This window comes from Rhodovulum strictum (assembly GCF_009649175.1).
GTDB classification, from domain to species: Bacteria; Pseudomonadota; Alphaproteobacteria; order Rhodobacterales; family Rhodobacteraceae; genus Rhodovulum; species Rhodovulum strictum.
The window spans coordinates 128,539-155,341 of sequence record NZ_WJPO01000007.1; the positions used below are offsets into that span (position 1 = coordinate 128,539).

Here is a 26,803-nt window from a genome sequence, read left to right on the forward strand (position 1 = left end):
AGCATTCGCGCAGGCTTTGCCAGAGGAGAGGGGCCGGTGCCGAGCCTCGAGACCGATGTTCTGGTGCTTGGCGATTTCCGCTTCCCCGGCGGAACCTCGACCGGCATGGCGGCCGAGATCGCGGCACTGGCGCATGCGGGCTATCGCGTGGCGCTGCTGCCGGTCGAGGCACCCTTCCTGGCCCGCCACCGCGGCTTTCACCCCGAGATCGCCGCGCTGATCGAGGCCGGTCAGGCCGCGCTGGTGCCGCCCGGCCAGCGGGTGCGCGCGCGGCTGGCCTGCCTGCACCACCCGGCCTGTTTCACGCGCTTTCCCGCGCATCCCCTGCATGTCGAGGCGGCGCAGGCGGTGCTGGTCGTCCATCACCCGCCCGTCGATGCGCAGGGCGTGGCGCAATACGACATCGCGGCCGTGCGCACGGTCGCCGCCGCGATCCTTGGCACCGAACCCGACTGGGCGCCGGTCGGCCCCGCGATGCGCGCGGCATTCGGCGCGCTCGCGACCGCGCCGCCGCTGACGGCGGAGGATTGGGTGGGCGTGCTGGCGCCGGGCCGGATCGGGCGGCCGCGCAAGGGGCTTCTGGGCGGCCGCCCGGTGCTGGGCCGCCACAGCCGCCCCGACCGCGCGAAATGGCCCGACGACCGCGCGGGCTTTCTGGCGGCCTATCCCGATGCCCCGGATATCGAGGTGCGGCTGATGGGCTTCGGCCCCGCGCTGCGCCAGCGCGTCGGCCCCCTGCCCGCCAACTGGCAGGTGCTGCCCTTCGGCGCGGTGCCGGTCTGGCATTTCCTGGCCGGGCTCGACTTCTACGCGCATTTCCACGGCAGCGACTGGATCGAGGCATTCGGCCGCGCCATACTGGAGGCCATGGGCGCGGGCCTTGTCTGCCTGCTGCCGCCGGATTTCGAACCGCTTTTCGCCGAGGGCGCAGTCTATTGCCAGCCCGACGAGGTTGCCGACCGGGTCCGGGCGCTGCATGGCCACCCGGCGGATTATGCCCGCCAGTCCGAACAGGCCATCGCCGTCGTGCGCGAACGCTTTGCCCCCGAAATCGCGGTGGCCCGTGTCGCCGCCCGCATCGGCCCGCCCGCCGACCGCCCCGCCGCCCCCGCCACCGGGCGCGGGCATTGGCGCCCGCGCATCCTGCATGTCACCTCGAACGGGGTGGGCATGGGCCATCTGACCCGCGCGATGGCCGTGGCGCGGCGCCATCGCGACCGGGCAGAACCCGTGATCGTGACCATGTCGCGCGCCTTTGCCATCGCCCGGGACGAGGGGTTCATGGCCGAATACATCCCCTTCTTTCGCGGCACCGGCATGGCGCAAGAGGTCTGGCGCCCGACCCTGCGCGCCGAACTGACCGAGATGCTGCGCTATTACCGCCCCGGCGTCGTGGTGCTGGATGCCAATGTCCCCTACGAGGGCGTGACCGGCGCCATCGACCAGGCCCAGGGGCTGTGGTCGGTCTGGCTGCGCCGGGCGATGTGGCCGCCGGGCGCGGGCGCGGGCTTTGTCGCGCAGCAGCGCCGCTTCGATGCGGTGATCGAGCCCGGCGAACTGGCCGCGCCCTTCGATCGCGGGCTGACGCGGGACGCGGGGGGCGATGTGCTGGCGGTGGCGCCGATCCGCTATCTCGACGCGCCCGAGGCGCTGCCGCGACAGGCCGCGCGCGTGGTGCTGGGGCTCGACCCCGACCGCCCGGCGGTGGTCCTGCAACTGGGCGCGGGCAACAACATCCGCACCGAGGGGTTGCGCATTCTGATCGCCGCGGCGCTGGCCACGCTGCGACCGGAACCGCAGATCGTGCTGGCGCAATGGCAGATCGGCCGCGACGAGGGCGACGCCCCCGAGGGCATGATCGGGCTGCGCAGCTTTCCCTTTGCGCGCTTCCTGAACGCCTTTGACTTCGCGGTGGCGATGGCGGGCTACAACACCTTTCACGAGAACCTTGCCGCCGGCCTGCCCACGCTGTTCCTGTCGAACGAGCATCACGAACAGGACGAACAATGGCTGCGCGCCGATTACGCGCGCATCCGCGGACTGGCGCTGGCGGCGCGGACGGCGAATGGCTGCGATATCGTCCGCGCGCTGGAGGAGATCGCCCTTCCCGACCGGCAGGCGGCGCTGCGGCGGGCCTGCGCGCGGCTGCCACAGACGAACGGCGCCGATCAGGCCGCGCGCTACCTGGCCGATCTGGCCCATATCCGGCGGCCCCATCCCGCCAGCAGCGGCGGCTAGCCGATGTCCGGGCCGCCGCCGCGCGTGACGATCTGCATGCCCGCCTGCGAGGCCGAAACGACGCTGGACCGCGCCATCGCCTCGGTCCGGGCGCAGACCGTGGGCGATTGGCGGCTGATCGTGGCCGACGATGCCTCGGGCGACGGAACATGGGCGCTGGCACAGGCCGCCGCGGCCGCGGACCCGCGGATCACCGCGCTGCGCCAGCCCGCGCGGCTGGGCGTGATGAACTTTGCCACCGGGCTTGAGCGCGCCGACACACCGTTCTTCGTCTGGCTGGCCGCCGATGATTACTGGGGGCCGCGGTTCCTCGAGTCATGCCTGAACGTGCTGGCGCGCGACGCGCGGGCGGTTTCGGCCCTGCCGCGCTGCCGCTGGATCGGCCGCATCGACGGCCCGCGCACCGACACGCTGGATGGCCCCGTGGTGCAGCGGATGCGCCGCTACCTTGCCGCGCCCGGCGGCACGCGGATGTACGGGCTGATGCGCACGGCCATCGCCCGCGCCGCCTTTCCGCGCCGCGCCATGAACGCCTATGACTGGGTGCTGATGACCGGAATCCTGCGCGCGGGCCCCCAGATCGAGATCCCCGAACCGATGCTGTTTCGCGACCGCACCGATCCCCTGCGCTATGCCGCGGCGGTCGAGGAATTTCACCGCGCGCGCCTGTTCCGCCGCTTCCCCGTTCTGGCGATGAGCCTTGCGGCATTGCGCGCGGGGCATGTGCCGCTGGCCAATCTGGGCGATCTGGCCGCGCTGAACCTGCGCAAGCACGAGGAATATCTGGCCGTGATGCACCCCGGCCAGTTCGCCCGGCGGCTGCGCCTGTTCCGCGCGCTCGGCCTGCCGATCGCGACGATGCCGGGCCGCGGCGCAGAGGTTGCCGGACAGATCGCCCGCACCGATCCCGCGCGCCGGGCCGCGGCCGGGCGGGTTCTGGTGCGGCTGGCGCGGCTCGGCGATGGCGCCGCCGCGCTGGAGCTTGGCCATCTGCGGCAGGCCGGGCTGTTGCGCGGGGATGCGCGGGCGGCCTTTGCCCGCGCGGGCGAACTGGGGCTGGCGGATGGCTGGTTCCACGCGGCGCTGGCGGGCGGCGGCGACTGGCCCCGCATCGTCGGCGCCGCCCATCGCGGATCGGAAGCGGCCCGCGCCCATCTGGCGCGCAGCCGGGATGCGGGGCGCCTGCCCGCGGCGCTGGCCGATGTCACCGCCTACCTGCTGGCGCGGCGATGAAAGCCCCGCCCCCCGGCCGGATGCCGCGGCTGACGGCGATCCTGACCTGCCGCAACGCCGCGCAGACGCTGGGCCGCTTGCTCGATCACCTTGCCCGGCAGGGGGCAGAAACCATCGTTCTGGATCACGGCTCGACCGATGACAGCCCCGCCATCGCGCGCGCGCATCTGGGCGCCCCGGTCAGCCGGATCGCGCATGTCCCGTTCGACGGCGTGTTCGACCTGACCCGCCAGTTGCGCCAGAAACGCGACATCATCCGCGATCTTGGCGGCGATGGCTGGGTGCTGCACGCCGATGCCGATGAATTCGTCGAAAGCCCCGATGGCACACCGCTGCGCGACATGCTGGCGCTGTGGGACGATGCCCCCGTGCTGGCCTTCGACTGCACCGAATACATGTTCCTGCCCCGCGCCGAGGATGAAACGCATGACCCCGCCAGCTTCGAGACGACGATGCGCGCCTATATCCCCTTCCGCGAGCGCGACCCCAAGCAGCGGCTGTTCCGCGCCTCTGCGCCGCTTGACCTGTGGATGCGCACGGGCGGCCATTCGATCACGCCCGCGCGCTCGCCGGTCAGCCTGCGGCTGCGCCATTACCCGGGCCTGTCGCTCGACCGGATCCGGGCCGATTACCTGTCGCGGGTCTTTGCCCCGGCCGATCTGGCGCGGCGCTGGCACGGCTCGCGCATGGGCGCCGCGCGCCATGACGTGACCCCGCCCGGCAATGCCCTGTTCCGCAGCGCCGATGCAGGCTGGTCGCATCAGGATGCGGTTGACCGCCTGCCGGTGTTCCGCCCCCGCCCGGCCGAACCCGCGCCGCCCCCGCCGCCCGGCACCGATCTGGGGCTGATCTGCGGCCCCGGCGCGGCGGCGGCCGAAGATGTTGCCCTGCACCTGCCCGGCCTGCGGATCGCGCCGGTAGCGGCCCCTGCCCCCGGCGGGCCGCCGGTGCTGCACCTCATGACCCATCCCGCGCAGGACGCGCCCGCCGGGGATGCCGCCCAAAGGGCGCATGCCGAGGCATGGCTGCGCCGGATCGCCTGTGCCCGGCAGGCCGCGCTGTGTGCCGGGGCGCGCTATGGCGAGTTGCGGCTTGAGGATGCACTGGCCGATCCCGCCCTGCTGGCCGATGCGCTGCGCCGCCTGCTGCTGGCACGCGCAAGCGGGGCGGCGGGGTTTCTGGCCTGCCCCGCACAGCCCCGTCACGCCGCCCCCTGCCCCGCCCGCATCCGCGCCATCGCCGGTCCGCTGGCCCGCGATCTGGGCTATGACCTGACCAGCCCCGCCGCCGCGTCATAAGCCGGAACATCGGAACACCCGGCCAGGCAGCCGGGACAATCGCCCGCCTGCCCGCGCGCCTGCATGCGGCGCTGGACCGGGCCATGCCAGATGTCGCGCAGGCGCACGCCCTCGGCGACATTGCCCATCGACTGCCCGCGCATGAAGAAACAGGGAAAGGTCTCGCCCCGCCCGGTGACCAGCAGGAACCGGCCCGGCAGCGTGCAGCCCCCGGGCGGCACCGGGCGCAGCCCGTCGAACAGATAGGGCAGCATCGCGGGAAACATCGCCTCGGTCGCGATGCGGATCCCGGCCAGCCGCGCGTCGTCCAGCAGCCGGCCCAGCACCGCCGCAACCTCGGCGCGGCTGTCGGGGTCGAACTGCCATGCGCGGTGATCGGGCTGGTCCCAGGCAATCTCGGGCTGGAACGGCTGGACCGAGATTTCGCCCAGCCCATGTTCCACCGCCAGCGCGATCAGGTGGTCGATCCCGGCCAGCGTCGGCCGCATCAGCACCGCGTTCGGATGCACCGATACGCCCTGCGCGCACAGCGCCCGCAACCCCGCCAGCGCCGCGCGATAGCTGCCCGGCCCGCGCAGCGCGTCATGCACCTCCTCGGGGCCGTCGATGCTGACCCCGATGCTAAGCCCCGGAATGGCGGCCAGCCGTTCGGCATGGCGCGGCAAAAGCTTGCCATTGCTCACCAGCGAAATCCGCCCATAGCCCAGCCGCGCGGCTTCGTTCAGGATCGCGATGATGTCCTTGCGCATGAAGGGCTCGGCGCCGCAGGCGGTAAAGACCCGCGCGCCCAGGCTGCGGGCCTCGGCCAGCAGCGCCAGGATGCGGTCCTGCGCCAGCCCGTCGCGCCCACCCTTCCAGACGCTGCACATCGCGCAGGACAGGTTGCAGCGGCTTGTCAGCTCGATGGAAATCTCGCGCAGCGGCCCACGGCAAGGGCGCGGCGCAGGGGCGCGCGCGTCCCGCGCAGAACTCTGGCGCGCGTCCCGCGCGACACTCTCGCACGCTGCCCGATACGCCGCTTGCAGCCGATCCCGCATCTGGCATCAGCCCGAACTGGCCTTGGCCTTCGGCACATCCGCCGCGGCATCGCTCCAGGCCCTGCGGTCCAGATCCAGATCGGGGAAATCGGCCGGGTCAAAGACCGGCACCTTGCCCGCCGCCTGTTGCGCGCGGAAATCGTTCAGCACCCGCAGCGCCGTGGGAAACAGCATCGCCAGCGCCAGCAGGTTGACCAGCGCAAGGATCCCCATCAGCGGGTCCGAGAAGAAGAACACCGCCGTCGCCCCCGGCGCGATGGCCCCCACAAACACCACCCCGACGATTGCCAGCCGCAGCACATGCAGCGCCATCGGCCTCTCGCCGGTCAGGAAGGTCAACGCATTCTCGCCCAGGTAATAGTTGTAGATGATCGAGCTGAACGCGAACAGCAGGATCGCCCCGGTCAGGAAATAGCTCGCCCATCCGCCCACATGCGAGACCAGCGATTGCTGCGTCAGCACCACCCCGTCGATCGCCGCGCCCGGCTGATAGACATCGCCCAGCAGGATCACGAAGGCGGTGCAGGAACAGATGATGATCGTGTCGATGAAGACCGAAAACGCCTGCACGATGCCCTGGTTGACGGGATGCGGCACATAGGCGACGGCGGCCACATTGGGCGCTGACCCCAGCCCCGCCTCGTTCGAGAACAGCCCCCGCCGCAACCCCTGCGAGATCGCCGCCCCCATGCCGCCGCCCACCGCCTCCTGCCAGCCAAAGGCATTGGCGACGATCTGCCAGATCATGCCGGGAACCTCGGTGATGTTGATCAGCACGATGAACAGCGCCATCGCCAGATAGCCGATTGCCATGACCGGGATGATGACATCGGCGACCTTGGCGATGCGCTTGATCCCGCCATAGACCACCAGCCCGGTGATGACGGCCAGCCCGATCCCGGTCCACAGCCGGTCAAGCCCCAGGCTTTCCTGCGCCGCACCCGCCACCGTGTTGCCCTGGAAGGCGTTGAAGCCAAAGGCGAAGGCCGCGATCAGGCAGACCGCGTACAGCACCGCAAGCCAGCGGTAATCCGGCCCCAGCCCATGCGTGATGTAGCGCGCCGGGCCGCCGCGATAGGTGCCGTCGCCCTGATCCTGCTTGAAGGTCTGGGCAAGGGTACATTCGAACAGGCTGGTGGCCATGCCGACAATGGCGATGGCCCACATCCAGAACACCGCCCCCGGCCCGCCCAGCGTGATCGCGACCGCCACACCGGCGATGTTGCCGCCGCCCACGCGCCCGCCGACCGACACCAGCAGCGCCTCGCGCGAACTGACATGGCCGCGCCGCCCGGCCTCGGGGTCGGGGCGCAGGACGCGGAACATCGTGGTGAAATACTGGAACTGCACGAATTTCGAGACCACGGTAAAGAACAGCCCGAGCACGACCAGAAACGGGATCAGCGCCCAGCCCCATGTCAGGTCCGAAATCAGGTTGAAGAAATCCTCGATCGCGCCCATTGCATCGCCCCCCTGTTCCCCGGTGCGGCGGCCTGGGCGGCATCGCCCGGCCCACGGTCATCCTGCCGCAGCGCGCCCGGCGCACCGATCCCTGCGCAGGCGGGCGCGCGCTTGCGGCCCCTGTTGACCAGTATTCAGACGATGGCCCCGCAGGGCGAGCATTTTCTTGGCGGACCATGTATGGCGACTCTCCGCGTCATCCTGTAGTCGGGCGCCAGGACGACGGATGAAATGACCCACCCAGCGACCCTGCATCTGCATCCGGCAAGACCCCGTTCGCGGGGCCATGGCGGCCGTGCCGCCCCCCGACAGGTGCGGCGAGTGCGCCGATTTCTCCCGACACGGAAGCGGCCTAATCTGCCCGCGGTCATGCCCACGGCTGACGGTTCCCCGGGAATCGGCGGTCACAGGAGTTGAACATGCCGACCGATACCGGCTTTCCCGCATCAGCCGCCAAGGATGCGGACCTGCGCCTGACCGCTCCGGCGGGGTGGCGCGGGACCACCGGGCGCCTTGCCATCGCAGGCGCCTTCCTGATCTGCGCCGCCGTCTATGCCGCGACCGGATCGGGCGAAAACGCCCTCCTGCTTGCGCTGGCTGCCGGGTTCGGCGGGTACATGGCGCTGAATATCGGGGCCAATGACGTTGCCAACAATATCGGCCCGACCGTCGGGGCGCGGGTCATGCCGATCGGCGCCGCGCTGGTCATGGCCGCCCTGTGCGAGGCCGCGGGCGCGATCATCGCGGGCGGCGAGGTGGTCGGAACGATCCGCTCGGGCATCATCGACCCCGCGCTGATTCCCTCGACCCAGGCCTATGTCTGGGCGATGCTGGCCGCGCTGCTGGCGGGGGCGGTCTGGCTGAACCTGGCCACCGCGGTCGGGGCGCCGGTCTCGACCACCCATTCCATCGTCGGCGGCGTGCTGGGCGCCGGGATCGCGGCGGCGGGACCGGCCGTGGTGAACTGGGGCGTGATGGGCAACATCGCCGCGTCCTGGGTGGTTTCGCCGATGATCGGGGCGGCGCTTGCGGCGCTCTGCCTGTACCTCGTCAAGCGCGGCATCACCTATCAGCCGGACCTGCGCGCCGCCGCCTATCGCGGCGTGCCGCTCCTGGCCGCGGCAATGGCTTGGGCCTTCACCGTCTACCTGCTGCTCAAGGGCCTGTCGAAAATCGTCGATGTCACGACCTCCATGGCGGTTCTGGGCGGGCTGATCGTGGCGCTGGCGGTCTGGGGGCTGATGCGCGGCCATGTCGCCCGGCGCCTGACCCGGATCGAGAACAGCAAGGACGGCGTGAACCGCCTGCTGGGCATCCCGCTGATCCTGGCGGCCGGGGCGCTGTCCTTCGCGCATGGCTCGAACGACGTGGCCAATGCCATCGGGCCGCTGGCGGGCATCGTCGATGCGCTTGGCACGGGCGAGTTCCACGGCAGGGCCGCGATCCCGCTCTGGGTGCTGGTGCTGGGCGCGATCGGGCTGCTGATCGGCCTGCTGACCTATGGCCCGCGGGTGATCCGCACCATCGGCGACGAACTGACCGATCTCGACCCGATCCGCGCCTGGTGCATCGCCATGTCGGCCACCATGACCGTGATCCTTGCCAGCCAGCTCGGCCTGCCGATCTCGACCACCCATGTCACGGTGGGCGCGGTGCTGGGCGTCGGCTTCCTGCGCGAAAAGCTGAAAACCCGCCACGCCGCGATCATCGCCGAGATCCGCGCCCATCACCCGCAGGGCGACAGCGCCGCGGCCGAGCAGTTCATCGCCCGCTTCCACGCAACGCCCTTCGGCGCGCGCAAGGCGATGCTGGCCGACCTCAAGGCGCGCAACCGCGCCGGGGTGCCCGCGCCGCTGGACCGCGAAGACCGCAAGGTACTGGACCGCGCGCACAGGCGCGACCTGGTGAACCGCAGCCTGATGCTGCGCATCTTCGCCGCCTGGATCGTCACGGTGCCCGCAACGGCGGTGCTGTCCGCGCTGATCTACTACACCCTGCGCGGGATCCTGATGCCCTGATCCCGGCGCCGGGGCGCGACAAGCCCCGCAACCGGGACTGAGCCGCGCGCGCTATGTGCGGACCAGCTGGGTCAGCGGAACGCGGGTGCCGTCCTCCAGTTCCAGCATGATCCGCTCCAGCGGCAGTTCCGCGATCAGCCGTTGCGCGGGGCTCAGGCCCTTGTCGCGCGGGCGCGCGGCGATCAGCGCCTTGGCGGCCTCGATCGCCTTGAAGATCGTGGTCGCCCCGGCAGCGGCGGCCACCAGATGCGGCGCATAGCTTACCAGCGCGTCGATGATCAGCGCGATCCCCGCACTGGCGCGTTCGGCGCCCAGGCTGACCTCGGGCTCGGCCAGGTCGGGCTGGCCCGCGATGGCCTCTTGCAGAAGCGCGGCGGCTTCGCGGGCGATCTCGGGGTCGGTGCCGGGCGGCAATTCCGCCTCCAGCAGGATACGGGTCTGGTCCATCAGCTTTCTCCTTGGCTGCCAAAGGCAAAGATCGCGGGCGAAAACGCGCAGAGCGCATAGGGCGCCCAGGCATAGGGGTCGCGCTCGACCCGGCGCAGGCCGGGGCTGTCCAGATAGGCGCGGATCGCGCGGTGCAGCGCCTCGGCCGGGCGCGCGCCCTGCCCCAGCGCCTCGAACAGATGCCCGGCGATCCGGTGCGCCGTGGCATCCCCCGCCCGCCAGAGCGGCGCCAGCACCGCCCCCGCCCCGGCCAGCAGGAACGCCGCCTGAAGCCCGTAAAGCGCATCCGCGGGCAGCGTCTCAAGCCCCTCGATCCGCGCGGCGCGGCGGCCCGAATAACAGGCGGTGCTGACCACCAGCCCCGCCGACAGCGCCAGACAGGCCAGGTCGATCCCGTCGATCGCCCCGTCGCACAGCGCCAGCGTCGTTTCCATCGGCGCGCGGGCCAGCGCGGGATCGGCCACATCGGTCCCATGCAGCGCGACCAGCACCGTATCGGCCGCACCCAGCCGCGGATCGGACAGGAACGCCGCCCGCGTGGCCCCGGCCCCCAGCAGCGTCGCGCCATGGCGGAACTGCGCGGCGGCGGCGCGCGCCTCGGCCTCGGCCTGCGGCAGGTCGATCAGGCGCCGCCCGGCTGCATCGGTCGCCGTGGTGCTGCGGGTGGCAACGCCAAGGAACCGGGGCGCGGCGGGCCAGCACCGGCCGGGCCGGGTCAGCGCGGTCAGGTTCGGCACCGTCGCCACCGGGCGGCCCAGGATCAGCGGCTGCCCGTCCAGCGGCAGCGCCCCCCAGGGCAGGCCGTGCAACGCGCGATGCGGCACGATGGCAAGCTCCGGCGCGGCGGCCAGCGCCGGACGGAACGCCTCGGGCAGCAGGATATCGGCCAGCGCCGCCAGATGGGCGGGCAGATCCAGGCTCAGCCGGCTTGGCTGCAACACCGCCGCCAGACGCGCCGCGAAATCGGGCCATTCGGACAGCAGGCGGCGGACCTGAACAACCTCGCCCGCGGTAATCAGCGTCAGGTCCAGCACATCGGGCGCCATGAAGAACGCGCTCAGCACCGCCGCCCCGCCCAGCCGGGCCTGAAGCGCGGCAAGCTCGAAATCGGGCCGCAGGCGCGGCCGCGCGATCATCAGCTCGTCCCAGGCCAGCCGCCGCTCGATCCGCAGCCGGGCGGCGCGTTCGGGGTCGGGCTCGGCGCGCAGCCGCCCGGACAGCGCGATCACCTCGCGGCGCAGCGGGTCGGTGGCGGGCGCGGCCAGCGGCGGGCCATGGATTTCCTGCGCGCGCAGCCGGTCCAGCAGGCGCAGCCGCTCGGCATGATCGCCCGCCTTGCCCGCCATATGCGCCGCCGCCAGATAGGGCAGCACCTTGTCCGCCATGAAGGCCGAGGGCAGATAGGCCGCGTTCAGCCGGGCGCGGCGGGCCTCGATCCGCTCGACCAGCGCGCGCAGATCGGCGCGCTTGCGCTCGGGCGGGTGCGTGTCGTCGGGCAACAGCGACAGCCCCAGCACCGCCTGGATATCCTGCCACAGATCGTCGGCCTGCTGCGCGATCCGGGCCGCGCGCCGGTAATCCCCGCTTGCGCGCTCGGGCACGCCCAGATCCGCCCACATGCCTGCCGCCTGCGTCAGCGCCTGCGCCGCCAGCACCGGCTGAAGCCCCGGATCCTCCGCCAGCGCCTCCAGTTCCGCGGCCAGCGCGACCGATGCCCCCTCGGCCTCGGCCCGGTCCGCCAGCGCATCCAGCCGACGCGAGGCGCCCAGATCAAGCGGCACATAGGGCAGCGGCGGCGGCGCGGTCAGGTCGGCATCGGCCAGCGCCGCGGCGATATGCACCTCATCGGGATCGGGTTCGGCGGCCAGCGCGGCGGACCGCGCCATCGCCCTGTCGCCCAGATCGCTCAGCCGCTGGAACGCCGCCAGATGCACCTGCCCCGCCTCGCTGCTCTGGCGCAGGATGTTGGCCCGTTTCATCAGCGCGGTCATCACCCCGCTGAAGCGCGCGAACCGCTCTGTCGCGCCCGGCGGCTGGCCGTTCAGCGGCACAAGCGACAGCGCCGCAACGGCATCCAGAACCGCCTGCGGCGGGGCGGTTTCGGGCAGCGGCAGCCCCGCCTCGGCCAGCGTTCCGGCAGCATCCTCGACCAGATGGCGGGCGCCCGCGACATCGCCGACACCGCGATACAGATCGGCCAGCGTCATCAGCAGCACGACCCGTTCGGGCAGCGCCAGATCGGCCAGGCTGTGGCGCACCAGCGGGATCAACCGGCTCAGCGCGCGGTCGGGATAGCGGGCGCCGAAGCGGTCCACATAGGCGATCACCTCGGCAAACAGCGCGTCATGGGTCACGCTGGATGCCTCGCGCAGCGCGACGATGGCCCAGAACGCGCGCTCGGCCTCGTCATGGCGCCCCGCAAGGACAAGGGCACGGCCGCGCGCAGACTGGATCAGCGCGCGGTAATCCTCCAGTTCCGCCGCCTCGCGCGGGGAGCCGGCCGCGCCGATCGCCTCCAGCCTCTCCTCGGCCCGCGCCAGATCCGCCAGCGCGGCCTCGGCCTCGCCCGCCGCCATCCCCGGCGCCATCAGCGCATTGACCTGCAACAGCGCGCGCGTGAACGCATCCCCCGGCGCGGTATCGGCGCCCCGCCCCAGCGCCGCGGCCCGCGCGCCCACCGCCTCGGCATAGGCCACCGCCCCGGGCGGCAGGGCATGGCCCGAAAGCTGCCGCTGGCGCAGCCGCAGGGCCACCTGCCCGGCAGCATCGGCCGCCAGCCTTTCCGGCGCGGGCCCCTGCCCGCCCGCCATCAACGCGGCAACGATCCGCGCGGCCTCAAGATGCGCGGGCATGCAGGCCCGGTCGAAACCGGACCAGTCCAGTTCGGAGTCCCCCAGGGCAGCGGCATTCGGCATGCTGGCGCCTTCCCGCAACGCACGCCCCAAGGATAGGGCCGAAGCCCGCTTGCGCGCAACTGCGGCGGCGCGCTCACTCCAGCAGCAGCTTCAGCCCCGAACCCAGCAACAGCAGCGCAAGGATCCCGCGCAGCCAGCGGTCGGACAGATAGCGGCTGCCGATCACCGCGCCGATGCTGCCGCCCAGGGCAACCGCGATCAGCCACAGCGGCAGCGCCGCGGGGATCTGGTCCCAGACCGCATGGGCGCCCAACAGCGCCGCGGCCGAATTCATCAGGTTGTAGACCGCGCAGGTCGCAGCCGTCTGGCGCGGCGTGCCCCAGTTCATCGCCAGGATCACCGGCGCCAGGAACACGCCGCCCCCGGTGCCGGTCGTGCCCGAGACAAAGCCGATCGCCGCCCCGGTGAACAGCGCCGCGGCAATGGGCGGCGGCCGCGGCGGCCGCGCCAGCCCGGTTGGCCCGCGCAGCGCCGTGCGGGCCATCTGGGCGGCCGACAGGATCAGCACCGCGCCGACGATCGGAAAATAGACCCGCTCGGGCAGATGCACGGCCCCGCCCAGCATCGAGAACGGAAAGCCCAGCACCGCGAACGGCCAGACATTGCGCCAGCCAAGCCGCCCGGCCCTGAGAAACAGCACCGTGCCGATGCCCGCCACCGCCATGTTCAGCGCCAGCGCCGTGGTCTTCATCGCCGGGGCGGCAAACCCGGCCAGCGCCATCACCGCCAGATAGCCCGACGCCCCGGCCTGCCCGACCGAGGCATAAAGCGCCGCGACCCCCAGAAAGGCGGCGGCAAGAAACAGGGTTGCACTGTCCAAGGCGGGGCGGCTCCACGATCCGGCCCGCCGGTCGCGCGGCAGGCCCCCCATCACTCGGCCCTGACGCGCCAAAGCGCAAGCCTGCGCCGCCCCGCAGGGCAGGCCCCGGCGAATCGCGTAGGAAATGTCCCGCCGCGTGCTACCCTGCCGCCAGCGAAACGCGATCCCGTTCCCTGGAGAGCCGGAAATGCCTGGATTGACGAATGGAATTTCCCTCAAGCCGCTGATTTTCCTTGGTTGCACCGCGCTGCTGCTGGCCTGGGCTGCCGCCCCGCCCGCCCACGCACAGGCAACCCCCCGGGCCGAACCCGTGACCGGCCCCGATGTCACGACCATCGGCGGGATCGCACCGAATGCCCGGGTCAATGTGCGCGGCGGCCCGGCAACGATGTTCCCCGTCGTCGGCACCATCGGCTATGGCACACGGGTGCGCATGGGCAGATGCATCGGCGGCGGCACCGCGCGCTGGTGCCAGATCGAGGCGGTGGATGGCTCCGTCTCGGGCTATGTCGCCGGGCGGTTTCTGGTGCAGGGCGGCGCCGCGCCGCCGGCGGGCGACATCGACGGCGGGCCGGATTTCTGGGCGGTTCAGGGGCTTCCCGCGGGCTCGCCGCTGAACGTGCGGCGCGACCCCTCGGCCGCGTCCCCGGCGCTGGCCACGCTGCGCGAGGGCGAGATCGTGCGCAATCTGGGCTGCCGCGTCGCCGATGGCGCGCGCTGGTGCCGGATCGGGTCGATCACGGGCATGGATGTCACCGGCTGGGTGGCGGGCCGCTACCTGCGCGAATCGCGCGGCCCGGCCGTGGTCCAGCCCCCCATCGCGGGTGGCCCCGATTTCTATGTCGTCTCGGGCCTGCCTGCGGGCGACACGCTGAACATCCGGGCGCAGCCCTCGGCGCAAAGCACCGTTCTGGGGCGGCTTGCCGCGGGCGCGCGGGTGCGCAACCTTGGCTGCCAGCAGACCGGCCAGACGCGCTGGTGCCGAATCCAGACCACCGGCGGGGTCGAGGTGACGGGCTGGGTGAACGGGCGCTACCTGCGCGAAGGCTGACGCCCATCGCGGGCCGGCGCCGCCTACAGACCGGCGGCCAGTTCCTGTTGCCCGATCTCCAGCAGGCTGCGCACATGCGGCGCAAAGGACCGCCAGACATCCATGCGGAACATGTCTGGCCCGTCGCGCCACAGGATGACGCTTGCGCTGTCGAACAGCGTGCGCACCCCGCGGCCCGGTGCCAGCCGGTCCAGATCGCGCGGGCAGCCCATGGACAGCAGCGTTGCGGCCGCAGGCCCGGAAATGCGGAAACCGACCTCGCGATGCGAAATGTCGGTCAGGCTGTGCGGCGCGCGTGCATAGATCCCGGCCAGATCGGCCACGATGCCCGCGCGCGCCTCCTCGGGTGCCGTCAGCAGCCATTCGTCGGGGCCAAGGCACAGCACCGCCAGATCGCCCCTGTCGGCGCGCTCCCCGATCCGGCCCGGCAGGGTCAGCCCCAGCGCCTTGCCCACCGCCGCCACGCCCTTGTCGCGCACCCGCAGGGAAAACCGCGCGACCGGGGCCAGTTCCTCGACCGTGACTTGCATGGGATATCCTTTCCTCACAGCTTCATCCGGGCGCCATCGGGGTCATAGAACGCCGTTCCGGTGATCCGCGCGCGATGCGTGCGCCCCGGCATCGGGACATGGACCAATTCGCCCATGCGGGAATGGCCGTTCTCGATCAGCGCCATCGCGATCGACCGCCCCAGCGTGGCCGAACGGTAGGACGAGGTGACATGCCCCACCATCCGCATCGGCAGCGGCCGGGCCGGATCGTCCACGATCTGCGCGCCTTCCTCCAGCCGGACGGCGCCATCCTCGGTCAGCAACCCGACCAGTTGCTTGCGCCCCGGCGCCACCATGTCGGGCCGCGACAGCGACCGTTTGCCGACGAAATCGGGCTTGGCCTTGCCGATGGCCCAGCCCAGCCCCGCATCCGCGGGCGTCACCGTGCCGTCGGTGTCCTGCCCCACGATGATGAAGCCCTTTTCGGCGCGCAGCACATGCATCGTCTCGGTGCCATAGGGGCAGATGTCATGGGCCGCCCCGGCCGCCATCAGCGCCCGCCACAGATCCGGACCATGCCGCGCGGGCACGTTGATCTCGAAGCCCAGCTCGCCCGTGAAACTCAGCCGGAACAGCCGCGCGGGGATGCCCGCGACACGGCATTCGGTCACCGACATGTGCGGGAAGGCGTCGTTCGAGATGTCCAGCCCCTCGACCAGCGGTTCCAGCACCTTGCGCGCATTCGGCCCGTTCAGCGCCGCAACCGCCCAGTGTTCCGTGGTCGAGGTCAGCCAGACCCGCAGATCGGGCCATTCGGTCTGAAGGTAATCCTCCATCATCGTCAGCACCCGCGCCGCCCCGCCCGTGGTCGTGGTGACATGGAACAGATCGTCCGCAAGCCGCCCGATCACGCCATCGTCGCGGATGAAGCCGTCCTCGCCCAGAAGCAGCCCATAGCGCGTCCGCCCCGGCGCCAGCTTGCTCCAGGGGTTGGTATACATGCGGTTCATGAACTCGACCGCATCGGGGCCCGCCACCTCGATCTTGCCCAGGGTCGAGGCGTCAAAGATCCCGACCGAGGCGCGCGTGGCCAGGCATTCGCGCGCCACCGCCGCCTCCATGTCCTCGCCGGGGCGGGGGAAGTACCAGGCGCGGCGCCATTGCGCGACGGGTTCGAACACCGCGCCCCGTTCCTCGGCCCAGGCGTCGATGGGCGTCTTGCGCGTCAGTTCGAAATGGCTGCCCCGGTGATAGCCCGCCAGCGCGCCGAATGTCGTGGGCGTATAGGGCGGGCGGAACGTGGTCAGCCCCACCTGCGGCGGCGCCTTGCCCAGCATGTCGGCGGCGATCATCAAGCCGTTGATGTTCGACAGCTTGCCCTGATCGGTCGCCATGCCGGTGGTGGTGTAGCGCTTGACATGCTCGATGGATTTCATCCCCTCGCGCACGGCCAGGCGGATATCCTTGGCGGTCACGTCGTTCTGGAAATCGACAAAGGCGCGCGCAAGGCTCGGGGCCATGTCGCTGGGCAATTCGCGCTGCGCCTCGCCGCTGCCGGTGCGGTCATGGGCCACCGCGGGCGCCGCCCCGGCCGCCGCGCGCCCCAGCGCGCTGGCCGCGGCCACCCCGGCGGCATCGCCATCGGCCAGCACGGCGCCATAGCCCCACAGCCCCCGGCCCGCGCCGGCCACATGGCAATCCTCGATGGTCTCGCCCGGCAGATAGGTCTGCGCCGCCGCGTCCCAGATCAGGCTGCCCTTCGTGTGCGAGAACAGGTGCAGCGACGGCGTCCAGCCGCCCGACATCAGCAGGCAGTCGCAGGCAATGGCCCGCCCGCCCGCAACCTGCCCGTCCCGAACCCGGTTCACCCGGACCGACCGGATGCGCAGCCGCCCCGCCGTGGCGGTCACGCTATGGCCCGCCAGCACCTCGATCCCGCGGCGCCGCGCCTGATCCAGCAGGTCCGCCGGGGGCGCGTCGCGCGTGTCCACCAGAACCGCGATCCGTACCCCCGCATCGGCCAGGTCGAAGGCCGCGAAATACGCGCTGTCATGCGCGGTGACGACCGCCGCCCGCCTGCCCACCAGCACGCCGAAGCGGTGCAGATAGGTCTGCGCGGCCCCCGCCAGCATCACGCCGGGCCGGTCATTGCCGTCAAAGACCAGCGGCTTTTCGATCGCGCCCTGCGCCAGCACCACCCGCGCCGCCCGCACCCGCCACAGCCGTTCGCGCGGGGCGGTCTCGGGCGGGCTGTCCAGATGGTCGGTCAGCCGCTCGCACAGCCCGATCATGTTCTGGTGATAATAGCCGATGGCCGTGGTCCGGCACATCAGCCGCACGCCAAGCCCGCGCAATTCCTCCAGCACCGCGGCCAGCCAGTCCCAGGCCGGGCGCCCCTCGATCACCACGCCCGGATCGGACAGCAGCGCGCCGCCCATCTCGGCATGCTCGTCCACCAGCGTCACCCGCAGCCCCGCGCGCGCCGCCGCCCGCGCCGCCGCCAGCCCCGCAGGCCCCGCCCCCACAACCAGCAGATCGGCATGCAGGTAGCGCGAGGCATAGCGGTCCGGATCGGGTTCGCCGGGCGCCCGGCCCAGCCCCGCCGCAGCACGGATCACCGGCTCGTAAAGCCTGTCCCAGAAGGCGCGCGGCCACATGAAGGTCTTGTAATAGAACCCGGCCGAGAACAGCGGATAAAGCAGGTCATTGACCGCGCCCGCATCAAATCCCAGCCCCGGCCACCTGTTCTGGCTTTCCGCCACCAGCCCCGCGCGCAATTCCTGCATGGTGGCGCGGGTGTTCGGCTCTGCCCGGCCCTTGCCGCGCGAGGTGCCGATCAGCGCGTTCGGCTCCTCCGACCCGGCGGTGACGGCGCCGCGCGGGCGGTGATACTTGAAGGACCGCCCCATCAGATGCACGCCATTGGCCAGCAGCGCCGAAGCCACCGTATCGCCGCGCAGGCCCATATAGCTGCGCCCGTCGAAACTGAACCGCACCGGCGCGGCATGATCCACGCGGCCCTTGCCCGGAATGCGATAGCGGCTCATTGCGCGTCCTCCGTCGCGGGCAGGTCGGGACGCGGCACGCCCGCCTTGTAGGTCATCAGGAACCGGTCGCTGACCGTGTCGCGCAGGGCATTGAAGAACCGCCCGCAGCCATGGACATGGCGCCAGCGTTCGTAATGCGGGCCGCGCGCATTGGTGCGGATGAACAGGTAATCGCGCCATTCCTCGTCGCTGGTCGCCATCGGATCGGCGGGCCGCGCGATATGGGCCTCGCCGGCATAGGCAAACTCGGCCTCGGGCAGGGTCTCGTCGCAATAGGGGCAATGGATCAGCAGCATCTTGAACCTCAGTGTGCGACGGCGGCCGCCGCCGCCTCGTCGATCAGCCGGCCGGTGGTGAACCGCTCCAGCGTGAAGGGGGCGTTGATCGGGTGCGGCGCGTCCTTCGCCACGGTCCAGGCCAAGAGATGCCCGGCCCCCGGCGTCGCCTTGAACCCGCCGGTGCCCCAGCCGCAATTGACGTAAAGCCCCGGCACCGGCAGCTTGCCCAGGATGGGCGAGCGGTCGGGCGTCACGTCCACGATGCCGCCCCATTTGCGCAGCATCCGCATCCGGTTGAAGATCGGGAACACCTCGCAGATCGCGGCCACCGTATGCTCGATCAGCGGCAGGCCGCCGCGTTGCGAATAGCTGGTATACTGGTCGGTGCCCGAGCCGATCACCAGCTCGCCCTTGTCGGACTGGCTGATATAGGCATGCACCGTGTTCGACATCACCACGCAGGGGAAACAGGGCTTGACCGGCTCGCTGACCAGCGCCTGCAACGGATAGCTTTCCAGCGGCATCCGCAGGCCCGCGCTGTCCATCAGCACGCTGGTATGCCCCGCCGCCGACACCGCGACCTTCTTGGCGCGGATGAAACCGCGGGCGGTCTCGACCCCCGTGACCGCGCCATCGGGCCCGCGCCGGATCGCGGTGACGGGGCAGTTCTGGATGATGTCCACGCCGCGCGCCGCCGCCGCCCGCGCATAGCCCCAGGCCACCGCATCATGCCGCGCCGTGCCCGCCCGCATCTGCAACGCCGCCCCCAGCACCGGGTAGCGCGCCTTGGGCGAGATGTTCAGCGGCGGGCAGAACACCTTGGCCTCGCCCGGTGTCAGCCACGCATTGTCCACCCCGTTCAGCCGGTTGGCATGGATGTGGCGCTGAAAGCTGTGGATGTCATGGACATTATGCGCCAGCATCATCACGCCGCGCTTCGAATACATGACGTTGTAGTTCAGCTCCTGGCTCAGCCCCTCCCACAGATCCACCGCATGATCGTAAAGCCGCGCGCTTTCGTCATAAAGGTAGTTCGACCGGATGATCGTCGTGTTCCGGCCCGTGTTGCCGCCCCCCAGCCAGCCCTTGTCGATCACCGCGACATTGGTGATCCCGTGCTCCTTCGCCAGGTAATAGGCCGCGCCCAGCCCGTGCCCGCCCGCCCCGACGATGACCACATCGTATTCCGCCCTGGGCTGGCTGTCGGGCCATTGCTCGCGCCAGCCCTTCTGGCCGGTCAGCGCGTTCTTCAACAGCGACATCGCAGAGAAACGGGTCATGGCGCACTCCTCGGGCGGCGGATTCCGCGTGGACCGAACCTCGCAGAAACCGGCGCGAAATCACAGTAGGAATGCGACAGAACCGCATTATGATCGCGTCATGGCCAGACCCCTTTCCCCCGCGCCGCCCTTTCGCCCGCGCCTGCGCGTGGGCTTCGTTCTGGCGCGGCGCTTCACGCTCTCGGCCTTTGCCAATTTCGTCGACGTGCTGCGCCTCGCCGCGGACGAGGGCGACCGCTCGCGCCCGATCCATTGCAGCTGGAAGGTGCTGTCGGCCAGCATGGACCCCGTGCGCTCGAGCTGCGGCATCGCGGTCGGCCCGGACGAGCCATTGGGCGATCCGGCGCGCTTCGATTACATCGTCGTCATCGGCGGCCTGATCGACGAGATCGCCCGGCTCGACCCCGATTACACCGCCTTCCTGCGCCGCGCCGCCGAGGCACGGATACCGCTGGTCGGCGTCTGCACCGGCGCCTTCGTGCTGCACCGCGCCGGACTGATGCAGGGCTATCGCTGCTGCGTCAGCTGGTTTCACCATGACGATTTCCTGGAACAGTTCGACGGGCTGATGCCGGTCTCGGACCGCATCTTCGTGGTGGATCGCGACCGGCTGACCTGTTCGGGCGGGGCCAGTTCGGCGCATCTGGCCGCCTTTCTGGTCGAGCGCCATATCGGCCGGGCCGCCGCGCAGAAAAGCCTGCGCATCATGATCATCGCCGAGGACATGGCCGGGGACGATCCGCAACCGGGCCTGCCGCTCGACCTGAAGACCCGCGATCCGCTGGTGCGCAAGGCGCTGTTGCACATCCAGCAGAACATGGACGCGCCCCCCAACGTGGCCGCGGTGGCGGATCGTCTGGGTGTCAGCCGCCGCAAGCTGGAACGCCATTTCCACGAGGCGCTGGGGCTGTCCCCCAACGCCGCCTTCCTGCGGGTGCGGCTGGCGCAGGTGCGGCTGTTGCTCGACCGCTCGGACCGGTCCGTGACCCAGATCGCCGCCGCCACCGGCTTTTGCGACGCCTCGCACCTGATCCGCGCCTTTCGTCAGGCCGAGGGCATGACCCCCGCCGCATGGCGGGGCCGCGCGGCGCGGTCGGGCGGGGCTCAGCTCATGCCGCCATCATGGCCGTAGCGCAGGATCCGCACCGCTTCCAGCGTCACCAGGCAACTGCCCAGCATCGGCTCGGTCTCGGCCAGGAACGCCTCGATCCGCTCGGGCCTGTCCACGATCTCGATCACCACCGGCAGATCCTCGGACAGCCGCAGGATCTTCGATGTATGCAACCGGCTTGAGCGGCCATAGCCTAGGGCGCCGCGCATCACGGTCGCCCCGGCAAGCCCCATCTCGCGCGCCCTCAGCACGATGGCCTCGTGCAGCGGGCGGCCCGCATGTTCGTCGCTTTCGCCGATGAACAGGCGCAGCAGCGTGGCCTCGGTTGTTTGCGTCATGGCGTCATCCTTTCAGACGGTTGATCCGCAGACCCATCAGGTAGCCGCCCCAGACCGCAAGCAGCCACAACAGCACCGAGGCGCCCAGGTTCAGCGCCGCCAGCCCCGGCGCGCCGCGTTCGACCAGCAGCAATGTTTCAAGGCTGAAGATCGAAAAGGTGGTAAAGCCACCGCAGAACCCCGCCAGCACGAACTGGCGCTGCGCCGGGCTTGCAAACACCCGCCCGCCGGGCTCGGTCAGGGTGGCATAAAGCCCGATCAGGAACGAGCCCAGCACATTCACCGCCAGCGTGCCCCAGGCAAAGCCCGGCCCCAGCAGATGCAGCAATCCCAGCGATGTCAGGCTGCGCGCCACCGCGCCGGTCATCCCGCCAAGCGCAACCGCCAGATACAGCCGCCGCTGCGCCATCACCGCACGCCCCAGACCGTCAGCGCATGGCTGGTCCCCAGCCACCCCCCCGCCGCCGCCGCAAGGCAAAGCGCAAGCGACAGCACGATATTGGCCAGCGCGCGCCCCGTCTCGCCATTGCGCGCCAGCGCCAGCGTCTGAAGCGAAAAGGAGGACACGGTAGTATAACTGCCCAGAATCCCGACCGCGAGCCCCGCCCACAGCGTCCGGTTCCCTATCTCATGCGTTCCCGGCGCCAGCAGCAGCGCCGCCAGAACGCCGATCGCCACGGCGCCGGTGACGTTCACCGTCAGCGTGCCCAGCGGAAATGTCTCGCCGAACCGGCGCGCGACCACGCCCGACAGCCAGAACCGCGCCACGCTGCCGACCGCGCCCCCCAGCGCGACAAGCCCAAGGGCAATCAGCGCCTCTGCCATCCCGCCCTCCGGCACACGCCGCCCGGCCCCGCCTGCGGGTCAGCCCCTTGGGAACATGCGCGGCGGCGTGGTGACATGCGCCAAGCCTGGCAGCGTGACCGGGCCATGCAACAGGCGCCTATGCTTCGCCCGCCGGGCGCAGTTCCTCGGGCAACAGCGCGGTCGGCAACAGCCCCCCGACCGGATCGGACAGGATCCCGGCGGCCAGCGCCTCGCGCGCGGGGCCGTCCTCGGTCAGGGCGACAAGCCGGGCCAGATCGGCCTCGATCCGGTCCGCCCCGATCAGCCCGGCGGCATGAAGCTTGCGCAATTCCCCGGCCATTTCGGCGGCATAATCCCCCAGCCCCAGCGCAACAAGCGCGCCGCCGCTGGCCACATCCTCGCGCACGGCATGGGCAAAGGCGAACAGCACCACCTCGCACAGCGCATCGCCCGCGGTCGCGCCCGCGGACACCCGCGCACCCACCAGCGCCTCGCCGGCAAAGGTCAGTTCCATGCCGAAACCCGCCAGCACGTCGCGGATGCCGTCCATCACTTCGGGCTCGACGCCATGCGACAGCGACACGCCACCCTGCGAGACCGGCGCCCCGCCCAACTCGTCGGTAAACGCCTTGACCGTCTTGCGATCCGGGCGCGGCGCGCGCGGCGGCGGGGCCTTTGGGGCCTCGGCCGGGGCGGCGGTCTCCGCGGCCGGTTCGTCCGCAGGGGCGTCGGGTTCGGGCACCTCGGGTTCGGGAGGTTCCGCGGCGGGTTCCGGCACCACGGGCGGTTCCACCGCCACAGGCTCCGGCGCAACAGCCTCCACCGCCACAGGTTCCACCGCAACCGGCACAGCCTCGGGAACCGCTTCCGTCTCGTCCGCTTCCACGCCTGTCCCGGCGGCCCGCCCGGCATCGGTCAGCTTCAGCACCAGCCGCTGCCGCGCGCCGAACACCCGCGCCAGCAGCAGCGGGCGGCGCTGGATTTCCTCGATCAGGCCCCGGGCGACCAGCCCGGACAGCGGCCGGGCCACCTCCAGCCCGCGCCCGCGCGCGCGAACCGACAGCGCGTCGCGCTCGACGGCGCCGCCCTCGGCATCCATTTCGCAGATAACGGCCAGCAGGGCCTGTTCGGACCGGTCGAGCGGCGTGTCCTTCATGATCGCCTCGCAGACAATGGGCTTGCGACGTCGCAGATCGCGGCCAAGGCGTCAATCGGTCCAATCATCGCGCATCCCCCGCTTCCGTCGCCGCGGACTCAGGACAGCACGCGCGCGGACCCCGGATCATACATCGGCACAAGGCTTGCCTCGGCCGCAAAGACCCGGCCCGCAACCTCGATCTCGTAGCGCGCGGCCAGCATCTCGGCCGCCGGTTCGCCCGGCCGGGTGCAGGGCACATAGCCCAGCCCGACCGCCCCGCCCAGCGTGTGGCCATAGGCGCCCGAGCCGATCTGCCCGACGATCCGGCCATCGCGCAGGATCGGTTCGTTGTGAAACAGCATCGGCGCGGGATCGGTCAGGCGGAACTGCACCAGGCGGCGCGACAGCCCCGCCGCGCGCTTGCGCAGCACCGCCTCGCGGCCGATGAAATCGCCCTTGTCGGTCCTGACCGCAAAGCCAAGCCCGGCCTCCAGCACATGATCCTCGTCGGTGATGTCATGGCCGAAATGGCGATAGCCCTTCTCGATCCGGCAAGAGTCCATCGCATGCAGCCCGCAGGGCCTCAGCCCCAGATCGGCGCCCGCGGCCTCCAGTTCCTCGAAGACATGCGCCGCCTGTTCGGTGGAAACGTACAGCTCCCATCCCAGTTCGCCGACATAGCTGATCCGCTGCGCCCGGGCCAGCCCAAGGCCGATCTCGATCTCGCGCGCGGTGCCGAACGGAAACCCCGCGTTCGAGAAATCGTCCGGGCTGACGCGCTGCAACAGCGCGCGCGAGCGCGGCCCCATCACCGGGATCACCGCCTCGGCCGCGCTGACATCCACGATCACCGCCGCCGCCCCGTCCAGATGCGCGCGCAGCCAGGCCAGGTCGCGCTGCACCGTCGCCCCCGGCACGACCAGCAGGAACGCGGTTTCGGCAAGCCGCGTCACCGTCAGGTCGCTTTCGATGCCGCCCGCCGCGTTCAGCATCTGGGTATAGACGATCCGGCCCGGGTCCACGTCGATCCGGTTGGCGCAGAGCCGGTCCAGAAACGCGCAGGCATCGCGCCCCTCGACCCGGATCTTGCCGAACGAGGACATGTCCAGCAGCCCCACGCCCTCGCGCAGCGCCAGATGCTCGGCCCGCGCATTCGCGAACCAGTTCTGCCGGCCCCAGTCATGGCGGTACTCGCGCGCCTGCCCCTCCTCCGCGAACCAGTTCGCGCGCTCCCAGCCCGCCACCTCGCCGAACACCGCACCCCGGGCCTTCAGATGCTCATGCAGGGGCGACCGGCGCAGCCCCCGCGCGCGCGTCATCTGGCGATAGGGGAAATGGTCGGCATAAAGCAGGCCCAGCGTCTCGGTCACGCGCTCGCGCAGATAGCGGCGATTGCGCTGAAAGGGCTGGGCGCGGCGGATATCCACCTCCCACAGGTCGAAGGGCGGCGCGCCCCGGTCCATCCATTGCGCCAGCGCCATCCCCGCCCCGCCCGACGACACGATGCCGATGGAATTGTAGCCCGCCGCCACCCAGTAGCCCGCCAGCCCCGGCGCCTCGCCCAGGTAATAGCGATCATCCGGGGTGAAACTTTCCGGCCCGTTGAAGAAGGTGTGAATCCCCGCCTCGGCCAGCATCGGCATCCGCGCCACCGCCTTTTCGAGGATCGGCTCGAAATGGTCGAAATCCTCGGGCAACTGGTCAAAGCAGAAATCCTCGCGGATGCCGCCCATCCCCCAGGGTTTCGCCACCGGCTCGAAGGCGCCCAGCAGCATCTTGCCCGCATCCTCCTTGTAATAGGCACATTCGTCGGGCACCCGCAGCACGGGCAGTTGCGTCAGGCCCGCGATGGCCTCGGTCACGATGTAGAAATGTTCGCAGGCATGCAGCGGCAGCGTCACGCCGTTCTGCGCGGCCAGGTCGCGCCCCCACATGCCGCCGCAATTCACCACCATCGCGGCGGCGATATGGCCGGTTTCCTCGCCCGCCTGCCAGTCCACGCCGGTCACGCGCCCCCGGTCGGCGGTGACGCGCAGCGCCTTGACCCCCTCGGCGATCCGCGCGCCGCGCATCCGCGCCCCCCGGGCCAGCGCCAGCGCGATATTCGCCGGATCGGCCTGCCCGTCGCCGGGCAGATGCACGCCGCCCACCACGCCCGCGATGTTCAGATGCGGATACATCGCCTTGATTTCCCCGGGCGACAGCGGGTTCACCTCGACCCCGAAGGCCCGCGCCATCGAGGCCTGGCGCAACAGTTCCTCATGCCGGTCCGCACTCAGCGCCACCGTCATCGACCCGCGCTGGCTGAACCCGGTGGCCAGCCCCGTCTCGGCCTCCAGCCGCCGGTACAGGTCGGCCGAATATTTCGCCAGCCGCGTCATGTTCTGGCTCGCCCGCAACTGCCCGATCAGCCCCGCCGCATGCCATGTCGTGCCGCAGGTCAGTTGCCTGCGCTCCAGCAGCACGATGTCGGTCCAGCCGATTTCGGCCAGATGATAGGCCACCGAACAGCCGGAAATGCCGCCGCCGATGATGACGACGCGGGCCGAGGACGGAAGATCGGGCATGGCGCACCTGAAGGATCGGAACAGCGGCAGGCTGCGCGCGGCCGCGTGAAAAATCAATAGTCGTTTTTCATTTCAACGCGGCCCGGCGCCCCGCTTCTTCACATCCCGCCCGCCCGGATCTATCCTCGGCCCCGGAGGACAGATGAGCGGCAGCATCGGCGACGATATCCGGGCATTGCGCAAGGCGCGCGGCATGACGCTTCAGCAGATGGCCGCGGCGCTCGGGCGCTCCGTCGGCTGGCTCAGCCAGGTCGAGCGTAACCGCGGCACGCCATCGGTGCAGGATCTCGGCCGGATCGCCGGGCTTTTCGATCTGAACATCAGCTTCTTCTTCCGCGCCTCGGCCCAGCACCCCGCCGAACAGGGCCGGATCGTGCGCGCCGCCCATCGCGGCCGCATCGGCACGCCCGAAACCGGCCTGACCGAGGAATTGCTGTCGCCCGGCCTGACCGGCGCGTTCGAGATGATCCGCTCGGTCTTTGCCCCCCGCTCGACAAGCGCGGGGCTGCGCCGGGGCCGCGGCCGAGAGGATGGCGGCGTGCTGATCTCGGGGCGGCTGATCCTGCACATCGGCACCCTGACCGCCGACCTGGCCCCCGGCGACAGTTTCCAGTTCGCGGGCGAGGATTACGCCTGGGAAAACCCCGGCGACGACCCGGCCGAAGTGATCTGGATCATATCCCCGCCGGTCTACTGACCCCCAGCGCGCACCACCGCCTGCCGGCCCAGTGGCATTGACGCGGTTCGGCTGGCCCAATCCGCGGCGAAGAACGGTGCGTCTCGGACTGCGCCACCCGGGGCGAGGGCCAGCGCGGTTCGGCCCGCGCGATCCGGGGCCAGAACCAGCGCGCTTCGGCTGGCCCAATCCGCGGCGCGCAGACTGCGCGGTTTCTCCGGCGGGTGCCCGGGCCTTGCAGTCGGGCGGGTTCGGCGGGTCGCAGCCGGGGCTCAGAAATCCTGCCACCCGGCCGCGGCGGCAAACCCCTCGCCCGACCGCCGCCCCGGATCGGCAAGGCCCGTATTGTCCGCCGCCAATGCCGGGCGCTTCGGCACGGCGGCCAGGACCGGAGCCAGTGCCGGGGCCGGGACCATCGTCGCGCGGTCGTCCCGGCCGATCCGGAAACGGTCGATCTGAGCGCGCAGGCTTTCGACCTCGTGGCGCAGGGTGGCGCTGGCGGCGGTGGCTTCCTCGACCATGGCGGCGTTCTGCTGCGTCACCTGGTCAAGC

At 71.1% G+C, this 26,803-nt stretch carries 21 protein-coding genes and 1 pseudogene; 7 read left to right on the top strand and 15 right to left on the bottom strand.

The window, feature by feature from the left end; genetic code table 11:
* Positions 1–36: 36 nt before the first annotated feature.
* From GH815_RS06895 to GH815_RS06905, 3 genes are read left to right on the top strand one after another with little or no spacing between them, the layout of a single operon-like run.
* Entirely contained in the window at positions 37–2,238 is a 2,202-nt protein-coding gene (locus tag GH815_RS06895; protein ID WP_153748021.1) for a hypothetical protein, read from the top strand.
* Between the two features lie 3 nt (positions 2,239–2,241).
* Entirely contained in the window at positions 2,242–3,471 is a 1,230-nt protein-coding gene (locus GH815_RS06900) for a glycosyltransferase family 2 protein (protein WP_153748022.1), read from the top strand.
* A complete protein-coding gene (locus GH815_RS06905) occupies positions 3,468–4,769 on the top strand; it encodes a glycosyltransferase family 2 protein (protein WP_153748023.1) in 1,302 nt (433 codons plus the stop codon). The genes GH815_RS06900 and GH815_RS06905 overlap by 4 nt, the downstream gene beginning before the upstream one ends.
* Here GH815_RS06905 and GH815_RS06910 read toward each other — a convergent pair.
* Positions 4,736–5,806, bottom strand: a complete 1,071-nt coding sequence (locus tag GH815_RS06910; protein WP_153748024.1) for a radical SAM protein — start codon at positions 5,804–5,806, stop codon at positions 4,736–4,738. The genes GH815_RS06905 and GH815_RS06910 overlap by 34 nt on opposite strands.
* A 6-nt stretch (positions 5,807–5,812) precedes the next feature.
* Positions 5,813–7,267 (bottom strand): alanine/glycine:cation symporter family protein, encoded by a 1,455-nt coding sequence (locus GH815_RS06915; protein WP_153748025.1) that lies wholly within the window; start codon positions 7,265–7,267, stop codon positions 5,813–5,815.
* A gap of 419 nt (positions 7,268–7,686) precedes the next feature.
* On the opposite strand from GH815_RS06915, the gene GH815_RS06920 reads away from it, so the two are divergent.
* Positions 7,687–9,285 (top strand): inorganic phosphate transporter, encoded by a 1,599-nt coding sequence (locus tag GH815_RS06920; protein ID WP_153748026.1) that lies wholly within the window; start codon positions 7,687–7,689, stop codon positions 9,283–9,285.
* A 51-nt stretch (positions 9,286–9,336) separates the two neighbouring features.
* Here GH815_RS06920 and GH815_RS06925 read toward each other — a convergent pair whose 3' ends face one another.
* The 3 genes from GH815_RS06925 to GH815_RS06935 all read right to left on the bottom strand — a co-directional run bounded on the left by GH815_RS06925 (position 9,337) and on the right by GH815_RS06935 (position 13,467).
* On the bottom strand, positions 9,337–9,732 hold the full coding sequence (locus tag GH815_RS06925) for a hypothetical protein (RefSeq protein WP_153748027.1): 396 nt from the start codon (positions 9,730–9,732) through the stop codon (positions 9,337–9,339).
* Positions 9,732–12,647, bottom strand: coding sequence for a CHAT domain-containing protein (locus GH815_RS06930; protein WP_153748028.1), 2,916 nt, complete (start codon positions 12,645–12,647; stop codon positions 9,732–9,734). The genes GH815_RS06925 and GH815_RS06930 overlap by 1 nt, the downstream gene beginning before the upstream one ends.
* A gap of 73 nt (positions 12,648–12,720) precedes the next feature.
* Positions 12,721–13,467, bottom strand: a complete 747-nt coding sequence (locus tag GH815_RS06935; protein WP_153748029.1) for a sulfite exporter TauE/SafE family protein — start codon at positions 13,465–13,467, stop codon at positions 12,721–12,723.
* Between the two features lie 187 nt (positions 13,468–13,654).
* Here GH815_RS06935 and GH815_RS06940 point away from each other — a divergent pair, with 187 nt between their 5' ends.
* Entirely contained in the window at positions 13,655–14,518 is an 864-nt protein-coding gene (locus tag GH815_RS06940) for an SH3 domain-containing protein (RefSeq protein ID WP_170290310.1), read from the top strand.
* A 23-nt stretch (positions 14,519–14,541) separates the two neighbouring features.
* On the opposite strand, the gene GH815_RS06945 is transcribed toward GH815_RS06940, so the two are convergent.
* Genes GH815_RS06945 through GH815_RS06960 form a run of 4 tightly spaced genes read right to left on the bottom strand, consistent with a single transcriptional unit; the run spans position 14,542 to position 19,614 of the window.
* Positions 14,542–15,048: a sarcosine oxidase subunit gamma gene (locus GH815_RS06945; RefSeq protein WP_153748031.1), complete on the bottom strand. Its 507-nt coding sequence runs from the start codon at positions 15,046–15,048 to the stop codon at positions 14,542–14,544.
* 14 nt (positions 15,049–15,062) lie between these two features.
* The gene (locus GH815_RS06950) at positions 15,063–18,056 is read right to left on the bottom strand and encodes a sarcosine oxidase subunit alpha (protein WP_153748032.1); all 2,994 of its coding nucleotides are present in this window, start codon (positions 18,054–18,056) and stop codon (positions 15,063–15,065) included.
* Positions 18,053–18,352, bottom strand: coding sequence for a sarcosine oxidase subunit delta (locus tag GH815_RS06955; RefSeq protein ID WP_153748033.1), 300 nt, complete (start codon positions 18,350–18,352; stop codon positions 18,053–18,055). The genes GH815_RS06950 and GH815_RS06955 overlap by 4 nt, the downstream gene beginning before the upstream one ends.
* Before the next feature lie 8 nt (positions 18,353–18,360).
* Complete coding sequence (locus tag GH815_RS06960; RefSeq protein ID WP_153748034.1) at positions 18,361–19,614, bottom strand: sarcosine oxidase subunit beta family protein; 1,254 nt, start codon at positions 19,612–19,614, stop codon at positions 18,361–18,363.
* A gap of 100 nt (positions 19,615–19,714) precedes the next feature.
* Here GH815_RS06960 and GH815_RS06965 point away from each other — a divergent pair, with 100 nt between their 5' ends.
* Complete coding sequence (locus GH815_RS06965) at positions 19,715–20,746, top strand: GlxA family transcriptional regulator (RefSeq protein WP_153748035.1); 1,032 nt, start codon at positions 19,715–19,717, stop codon at positions 20,744–20,746.
* Here the strand turns inward: GH815_RS06965 and GH815_RS06970 are convergent.
* The 5 genes from GH815_RS06970 to GH815_RS06990 form a co-directional block, all read right to left on the bottom strand.
* Entirely contained in the window at positions 20,719–21,063 is a 345-nt protein-coding gene (locus tag GH815_RS06970; RefSeq protein WP_153748036.1) for a DUF190 domain-containing protein, read from the bottom strand. The genes GH815_RS06965 and GH815_RS06970 overlap by 28 nt on opposite strands.
* Positions 21,064–21,067: 4 nt before the next feature.
* Positions 21,068–21,472: a fluoride efflux transporter FluC gene (locus GH815_RS06975; protein ID WP_153748037.1), complete on the bottom strand. Its 405-nt coding sequence runs from the start codon at positions 21,470–21,472 to the stop codon at positions 21,068–21,070.
* The gene (gene crcB / locus GH815_RS06980; RefSeq protein WP_153748038.1) at positions 21,472–21,888 is read right to left on the bottom strand and encodes a fluoride efflux transporter CrcB; all 417 of its coding nucleotides are present in this window, start codon (positions 21,886–21,888) and stop codon (positions 21,472–21,474) included. The genes GH815_RS06975 and crcB overlap by 1 nt, the downstream gene beginning before the upstream one ends.
* Before the next feature lie 118 nt (positions 21,889–22,006).
* Positions 22,007–23,026, bottom strand: a complete 1,020-nt coding sequence (locus tag GH815_RS06985; protein WP_153748039.1) for a hypothetical protein — start codon at positions 23,024–23,026, stop codon at positions 22,007–22,009.
* Between the two features lie 98 nt (positions 23,027–23,124).
* Positions 23,125–25,575, bottom strand: a complete 2,451-nt coding sequence (locus GH815_RS06990; RefSeq protein WP_153748040.1) for a GcvT family protein — start codon at positions 25,573–25,575, stop codon at positions 23,125–23,127.
* A gap of 142 nt (positions 25,576–25,717) precedes the next feature.
* Between GH815_RS06990 and GH815_RS06995 the strand changes: the two genes are divergently transcribed.
* The gene (locus GH815_RS06995) at positions 25,718–26,272 is read left to right on the top strand and encodes a helix-turn-helix domain-containing protein (protein ID WP_153748041.1); all 555 of its coding nucleotides are present in this window, start codon (positions 25,718–25,720) and stop codon (positions 26,270–26,272) included.
* A gap of 251 nt (positions 26,273–26,523) precedes the next feature.
* Here GH815_RS06995 and GH815_RS18835 read toward each other — a convergent pair.
* A pseudogene (locus GH815_RS18835) lies at positions 26,524–26,803 on the bottom strand (methyl-accepting chemotaxis protein); the annotation flags it as partial.